Origin of the sequence: Microbacterium yannicii PS01 (assembly GCF_000304335.1) — a bacterium.
Lineage (GTDB): Bacteria > Actinomycetota > Actinomycetes > Actinomycetales > Microbacteriaceae > Microbacterium > Microbacterium yannicii_A.
In genome coordinates this window covers 22,536-30,136 of sequence record NZ_CAJF01000042.1, presented here as the reverse complement: position 1 = coordinate 30,136, position 7,601 = coordinate 22,536, and the positions used below count along the sequence as shown (strand labels likewise).

7 protein-coding genes are annotated in these 7,601 nt (G+C 71.9%); all 7 read left to right on the top strand.

What is annotated here, in order from left to right:
* Positions 1-494, top strand: a 494-nt coding sequence (locus WYM_RS20730; RefSeq protein ID WP_019182150.1) for a GntR family transcriptional regulator, incomplete at its 5' end; no start/stop codon positions are given.
* Positions 491-1,657, top strand: coding sequence for an NAD(P)/FAD-dependent oxidoreductase (locus tag WYM_RS17525; protein ID WP_019182149.1), 1,167 nt, complete (start codon positions 491-493; stop codon positions 1,655-1,657). The genes WYM_RS20730 and WYM_RS17525, both read left to right, overlap by 4 nt.
* Positions 1,654-1,959: a (2Fe-2S)-binding protein gene (locus WYM_RS20725; protein WP_019182148.1), complete on the top strand. Its 306-nt coding sequence runs from the start codon at positions 1,654-1,656 to the stop codon at positions 1,957-1,959. The genes WYM_RS17525 and WYM_RS20725 overlap by 4 nt, the downstream gene beginning before the upstream one ends.
* The gene (locus WYM_RS17515; RefSeq protein WP_019182147.1) at positions 1,952-3,412 is read left to right on the top strand and encodes an NAD(P)/FAD-dependent oxidoreductase; all 1,461 of its coding nucleotides are present in this window, start codon (positions 1,952-1,954) and stop codon (positions 3,410-3,412) included. Before WYM_RS20725 ends, WYM_RS17515 begins: the two co-directional genes overlap by 8 nt.
* Before the next feature lie 3 nt (positions 3,413-3,415).
* Positions 3,416-4,879 (top strand): aldehyde dehydrogenase (NADP(+)), encoded by a 1,464-nt coding sequence (locus WYM_RS17510; RefSeq protein WP_019182146.1) that lies wholly within the window; start codon positions 3,416-3,418, stop codon positions 4,877-4,879.
* 245 nt (positions 4,880-5,124) lie between these two features.
* A complete protein-coding gene (locus WYM_RS17505; RefSeq protein WP_019182145.1) occupies positions 5,125-6,369 on the top strand; it encodes an MFS transporter in 1,245 nt (414 codons plus the stop codon).
* 228 nt (positions 6,370-6,597) lie between these two features.
* Positions 6,598-7,572: an ABC transporter substrate-binding protein gene (locus tag WYM_RS17500; RefSeq protein WP_019182144.1), complete on the top strand. Its 975-nt coding sequence runs from the start codon at positions 6,598-6,600 to the stop codon at positions 7,570-7,572.
* Positions 7,573-7,601: the final 29 nt, after the last annotated feature.

Below are 7,601 nucleotides of genomic sequence, written 5' to 3'. Positions count from 1 at the left end.
TGCCGAACCGTGGCTTCCAGGTCACCGAGGTGTCGCAGCGCGACCTGTACGAGGTGACCGAGCTGCGGCTCATGCTCGAGCCGCCCGCGATCGAGCGCGCCACGCCGTTGGTGCCGGCCGAGGCGTTCCCCGCGCTGCGTGCTCAGGCGGCCGCCATCGTGGAGGGCGCCGAATCGGGCGACCTGATCGGCTACCTCAGCGCCGACAGCGACTTCCACTTGGCACTGCTGCAGTACGCCGGCAACACGCGGCTGATCGAGCTGGTCGCCTCGCTGCGGTCGCAGACGAGGCTCTTCGGGCTCTCCGCACTGTCGGAGCAGGGGCGCCTGGCCGCGTCGGCCCGCGAGCACGACGAGATGCTGGACGCCATCGAGGCACGCGACGCGACGCGCGCGCGCGAGCTGGTCCATGCGCACATCGAGCACGTCCTGACCGATTGGTCGGGCGACGCCCCCGCGGATCCCGTCCCTGTCGGAGACCCCGGACGCGTATGAGCACGGTGCACGACCGCGCCGACGTCGTGATCGTCGGCGCCGGGATCCTCGGCGCCGCCGTGGCGTACTTCGCTGCCTCGGCCGGCCTCTCCGTGACCGTCGTGGAGCGCGGATCGATCGCCGCGGGAACCACCAGCCGCTGCGAAGGCAACCTGCTCGTCTCCGACAAGGAGGTCGGTCCCGAGCTCGAGCTCGCCCTCTACTCGCAGACGCTCTGGCGCGGCGAGCTCGCCGAGCACGCCGCGGACTGGGAGTTCGAGGCCAAGGGCGGGCTCGTCGTCTCGTCGAGCAGCCGCGGCAAGGCCGCGCTCGACGCCCTCGTGACGCACCAGCGAGGTCTCGGCATCCACGTCGACGATGTCGCCGACGCGGCGGCACTGCGCGAGATCGAGCCGTACCTGAACCCCTCGATGGCCGGAGGCGCGTACTACCCGGAGGACGCGCAGGTGCAGCCGGTGCTCGCCGCGCACCACCTGCTGCGCCTGGCGCGCGAGCGCGGCGCCCGCCTTCTCACCCACACGACGGTCGGCGCGATCCACGTCGTCCGCGGCCGGGCGACCGGCGTCGAAACGACAGCCGGCCGCATCGATGCGGGGGCGGTCGTCATCTGCGCCGGCCCGTGGAGCGGCGAGGTCGCCGCTCTCGCCGGCGTGAGAGTGCCGGTGCTCCCCCGCCGCGGGTTCGTGCTGGTCACGGAGCCGGTCCCGGCCACCGTCCACCACAAGGTGTACTCCGCGGAGTACGTCGAGAACGTCGCCAGCTCGGACGCCGGCCTGCAGGTGTCGTCGGTGGTCGAAGGAACGCCCAGCGGAACGATCCTCATGGGCGCGAGCCGCGAGCGCGTCGGGTTCGACCCATCGTTCTCATCTGAAGCCGTCGGCCGCGTCGCTCGCGCCGGGATCGAGCTGTTCCCGGTGCTGGCAGACGTGCAGATCATGCGCACCTATTCGGGATTCCGGCCCTACTGCCCCGACCACCTTCCCGTCGTCGGTGAGGATGCGCGGGTGCCGGGCCTCTGGCTCGCGGCCGGGCACGAGGGCGCCGGAATCGGGCTCTCGGTGGGCACCGCGAAACTTCTCGTGCAGTCGCTGCGGGGCGAGGAGACCGACCTGTCCCTGGAGCCCTTCCGTCCCCACCGCTTCGAAGAGAGGGTTCCCGCATGACTGCGCCCGAGCCGGTGCGCGCCGGCGAGCTCACCTTCGACGGACGGCCGGTGCCGTTCCGCGAGGGCCAGACCGTCGGAGCCGCGCTCACGGGCGCCGGGATCTCGTCGTGGCGCACCACGCGCGGGGCGCGCGAACCGCGCGGCCTGTTCTGCGGCATCGGCGTCTGCTACGACTGCATCGTCACCGTCGACGGGCTCCGCTCCCGCCGCGCCTGCGTAACACCTGCGCATGACGGCCAGATCGTTCAGAGCGACGACCCCGCCGCACCGCTTCCGCTGCCCAGGAGGAGCGATGGCTGAGGCATCCGTCTTCGATCTGGCCGTGGTCGGCGCGGGTCCGGCGGGCCTGTCGGCGGCCGTCGCGGCGGCCGAGCGGGGTCTGCGCGTGGCGCTCGTCGACGGCGCGGCGCAGACCGGCGGGCAGTACTGGCGTCACCCCGACGAGCGTCATCTGGCGTCGTACGCTCATCCGGAATCGACCGGCCACCACCACTGGAAGCATTATCGCGATCTGCGCGCACGACTCCGCCGCGCGGTCGAGCGCGGCGATCTGGTCCATGTGTCCGGACGCCACGTGTGGCGGATCGACCGCGGTGACACGCTGCTGCTGCGCACGACGGCCGCGTACGAAGCGGATGCCGTCGCTCCCGCCGAGCGGACCGTCCATGCCGAGCGGATCGTGCTCGCGACCGGCGCCTACGACCGGCAGCTGCCCGTCCCCGGCTGGACCATCCCGGGCGTGATGGCGGCGGGCGGCGTTCAGGCGCTCCTGAAGGCCAACCAGGTGACCGCGGGCCGACGGGCGGTCGTCGCCGGCACCGGGCCCTTCCTCCTCTCGGTCGCCGCCGGCCTGGCGAAGGCCGGCGTGGACGTCGTCGCCGTGTGCGACGCCAACGCGCTCACACGGTGGGCGGCCACCCCGCTGCGTGCGGTGCAGGAACCGGGAAAGCTGCTCGAGGGCGCCGGTTACGCGGCGACCTTCGTGAAGAGTCGCATTCCGCTGCACACCCGCACGGTCGTGACCCGGGTGGAGGGCGTGGGACGGGTGTCCCGCGTTGCGGTGGCCCGAGTGGACGCGCGCGGGCGCGTGCGCGCCGGAACCGAGCGGACGATCGAGGCCGACCTGGTCGCGCTGGGCTGGGGCTTCACGCCGCAGCTCGAACTGGCGATCGGGCTCGGTGCTCAGACCCGCATCGACGTCGACTCTTCGCTGATCGCGGTCGCGGACCCCGACCAGCGCTCGACGGTGCCCGGCGTGTACCTCGCCGGCGAGGTCACGGGGATCGGCGGTGCGGTGCAGTCGTGCGTCGAGGGCGAGCTGGCCGCGCTGACGGCGGCGGTCGACGCCGGTCATGCCGACGATCCGCGTACCCGCCGCCGGCTGCGCCGGCGGATCGCCCGCGGCCGGCGCTTCGCCGTCGGGATGCATCGAGCCTCGCCTGTGCCGGCGGACTGGTCGTCGTGGCTGGCGGACGACACCGTGGTGTGTCGCTGTGAGGAGGTCGACGCGCACACCGTGCGCCGCACCGTCCACGACCTCGCCGCGGACGACGCTCGCGACGTTCGCGTCACCGCGCGGCCGGGGATGGGCCTCTGCCAGGGCCGCGTGTGCGGCTTCGCGCTCTCATGCCTCGTCTCGGCTGAGACCGGGCGCGCCGCCGTGCCCGCCGACATGGAGCCGCTCGCGAAGCGGCCGCTGGGAACACCGCTGCGAGTAGCCGATCTCGCAGCTCTCGCCGACGGAAAGGACTGACCGATGACCATCGCCGCCACCACCCCCGACGAGGCCGCCGCGATCGTGCGGCGTGCCGCCGCGGCATCCGCCCTCTGGCGGACGAGCTCGATCGGCGACCGGGTGCGCGCTCTGACCGCCGTCGCGGACGCGCTCGACGCGCACGCCGACGCGCTGATCGATCAGGCGCAGCGCGAGACCCACCTGGCGGACGGGCGGCTGCGCGGGGAGCTGCTCCGCACGAGCTTCCAGCTGCGCCTGTTCGGCGAGGTGCTCGACGAGGGCACATGGCTGGACGCGCGCATCGACCATGCCGATGCCGGCTGGCCCATGGGCGCCCCTCGTCCCGACCTGCGCCGTCAGCTGGAGCCGATCGGGCCGGTGCTGGTCTTCGCCGCGAGCAACTTCCCCTTCGCCTTCTCGGTCGCCGGCGGTGACACGGCAAGTGCGCTGGCCGCCGGCAACGCCGTCGTCGTGAAGGCGCACCACGGTCACCCCGAGCTCTCGGCGCTGACCACCCGGATCGTGCAGGACGCCCTCGCCTCGGCGGACGCGCCGGACGGGCTCTTCGACACCGTCTACGGCACCGACGCCGGCGTGCAGGCGCTCAAGGATCCCGCGATCCAGGCGGCGTCCTTCACCGGCTCCATCGCCGGCGGGCGAGCGCTGTTCGACATCGCCGCGGCCCGTCCTCAGCCCATTCCGTTCTACGGCGAGCTCGGCAGCGTGAACCCGGCGTTCGTGACGCGCTCGGCGGCGGGTGCGCGCGGCGAGGAGATCGTGCAGGGATTCGTCGCGTCCGTCACCGGCAGCGCGGGCCAGCTGTGCACGAAGCCCGGAGTGCTGCTCATCCCCGCCGACTCGGGTCTGGAGTCGCTGCTCGCGGCGGCGCGTCTTCCCGCCCCCGCCCCTCTGCTCAATCGCAGCATCGCAGACGGCTTCCGCGAGGCGCTCGGCGCGACGGCATCCCACGACGACGTCTCGATCCTCGCCGGATCGCCCGCGGCCGAGGGTGACCCTGCGCCCGTTCTGCTGAAGACGACCGCCGCGGCCCTGCGCGACGACCACGAGAATCTGATATCGGAGATGTTCGGGCCCGCCGCCCTCATCGCGACCTATGACGACGAGGCGGAGCTGCTCGCCGTCGCGGAGGTCCTCGACGGCCAGCTGACGGCGACCGTTGTGGGCTCCGAGGACGACGCCGTAGCACGGGACCTCATCCCGCTGCTCTCGACGAAGGCCGGCCGCGTGCTGTGGAACCAGTGGCCCACCGGAGTCTCGGTGACGTGGGCGCAGCAGCACGGCGGCCCGTACCCGGCGACCACCTCGGTCGGAACGACCTCCGTCGGAACCGCCGCGATGGCCCGCTTTCTGCGGCCTGTCTCGTATCAGAACATCCCCGACGCGCTGCTCCCGGCGGCTCTCCAGGACGCGAACCCGCTCGGCATCCCCCGGCGCGTGGACGGGGTCATGACGACGACGGCGTGAGACTCCGCCCTCGGACGGCTCGGAGCACCCGCTTCGCGCTGCGCGAGGGCGAGACCGCGAGACTCCGGCGCGTCGAGCCTCCACTCAGGCCGCCGGAGTCACCCGAGTGCACGGCCCAGGCACCGCTCAGCCCGCCGCGCTACACTGGCGCTGCCCATTTCGATGTGCATCTACCTGTCCGAGCGCTCGTCGCCGCGACAAGGCGGCACGAGTACTCCGCCGTCGGCGGCAGAAAGCCCGAAGAGATGCACACCACCACCCTGACCGCGCCCCCGGCGACGCGGCGCCCGAGCCTTATCCGCGAGGCCGGCTTCGCGTACTTCCCGATCGCCCTCGTCGCACGTCTGCCCTTCGCGATGATGGTGGTCGGCATCCTGACCCTCGTCGTCTCGGCCCGGGGCTCGCTCGGCCTCGGCGGCGTGACGAGCGCCATGACCGGTCTCGGCACCGCGCTCATCGGCCCTCTCCTGGGCGCCGCGGCCGACCGATTCGGGCAACGGCGCGTGCTGCTGATCTCGGGCACCGTCAACAGCCTGCTGCTGGTGGCGATGGCTTGGCTGGCGTTCGCTCCCGTGGCGGATGCCGCGCTCCTGGTGACCGCCTTCCTCATCGGCGCGTCGATGCCCCAGGTGGCGCCGCTGTCGCGCAGCCGCCTGGTCGGGCTGATCGGCCGCGCCTACCCCGCGGACCGGCGTACCTCCACGATCAACGGAGCGATGGCGTACGAGTCCGCTGCCGACGAGATCGTCTTCGTGTTCGGTCCCGTGATCGTCGGACTGCTGGCCACGACGATGAGCCCGGCGGCCCCCGTGATCGGCGCGGCAGTGCTCGCGCTCGTGTTCGTCACGGCGTTCGCCCTGCATCCGACGGCCGCGGCGACGAGCCCCGCATCGCGTGCGCAGGCCCGCGCCGAGCAGGCGCCGGCCCGTGAGCTCGTCCGGGTCCGGGTGCTCGCGCCCGTAGCCGGCGCCCTCGGCATGGGACTGTTCTTCGGCGCGATGCTCACATCGCTCACCGCATTCATGGCCGAACGCGGCGTTCCCGAGCAGGCCGGACTGATCTACGGGGCCATGGGCATCGGGTCTGCCGCGCTCGCGCTCGGCGTCGCGCTCTTCCCCGCCCGCTTCACGCTCTCGGCGCGCTGGCTGACCTTCGCCGCGATCCTGGTCGCCGGCGCGGTGACCCTCCCCTTCGTCGAGAGCGTCGGCGCCATGGCCGTGTGCCTGCTCGTCATCGGCGTCGGCATCGGCCCGACGCTCGTGACCCAGTACAGCCTCGCAGCCGCGTACAGCCCTCGCGGGCGCTCAGCGACGGTGATGACGATGCTCGGTTCGGCCGTCGTGGTAGGCCAGTCCGCGGCATCCGCTCTCACCGGTCTCGTCGCCGAATCCGCCGGCGCGACCGCCGCGCTCGTCGCGCCGCTCATCGCCGCGGGCGTCGTGCTGGCAGCCGGGGTCGCGAACGCGGTGGCGGCGCGTCCGACCCGGTGACGACGTCACAGGGTCGCTTCCGCCCAATGTGATCGCTCACGCGGCGCCTCTGTTGCCGTCTCACCTCCTGACGAATGCGGCCCTGAGGCGTCGCTCGTTATCTAAATGTGATCGCTCACATCTTGCGGCGACCCGCAATGTGAAGGCTAACATTCGGAGCACACCGCTTGACGGTGCACTGCACTGAGTGCCGGCATCGATGCCGGACCCCGACGAGGAGGTTTGGGAATGAAGAGCAAGGTTTTCGCAGGCATCGCCCTTCTGGGCGCGATGACACTGGCGGCCACGGCATGCTCCAGCGGAGCGGGCGGCGGCGGCGGCGGCGATGACACGATCACCGTCGGGTTCGCGCAGACGGGCTCGGAGTCGGGCTGGCGGAGCGCGAACACCGAGTCGATGAAGGCGGCGTTCAGTGAGGACGAGGGGTTCGAGCTGATCTTCAACGCCGCCGACAACGACCCGGCCGCGCAGATCTCCGCGGTGCGCGACTTCATCAGCCGCGGCGTCGAGGCGATCGTCGTCGCCCCGATCGTGGAGGACGGCTGGGACGACGTGCTGCAGGAGGCGTCGGATGCCGGCATCCCGGTGATCCTCGAGGACCGCACCGTCACCGCGTCCGACGACCTCTACGCGGCGTGGGTCGGACTGGACTTCACCAAGGAGGGCGTCATGGCCGGCGAGTGGGCAGCCGAGACGTTCGGCGACACGCCCACCAAGATGGTCGTCCTCGAGGGCACCACAGGATCGGCTCCGGCCAACGACCGCGCCGAGGGCTTCGCGCAGGCGACCGAAGGAACCGGCATCGAGACGATCGACTCGCAGACCGGAGACTTCACGCGCGACGGCGGCAAGACGGTGATGGAGGGCTTCCTCCAGAAGTACGGCGTCGACGGGATCGATCTGCTGTACGCGCACAACGACGACATGGCGCTCGGTGCGATCGAGGCCATCGAGGCCGCCGGCGGTGTTCCGGGTGAAGACATCCAGATCGTCTCGATCGACGCGGTCAAGGACGGCATGCAGGCGCTCATCGACGGCAAGATCAACTACATCGTCGAATGCAACCCGCTGCTGGGCGACCTCGCCGCCGGCCTCGTGCGGGACGTCCTCGCCGGTGAGGATGTCGAGAAGACGCACTTCGTGGAAGACCAGACGTTCACCCAGGAGCAGGCAGCCGAGGTCATCGACTCCCGAGCGTACTGAGCCGAAAGGCGCGTCCGCCCTGGTCTTTC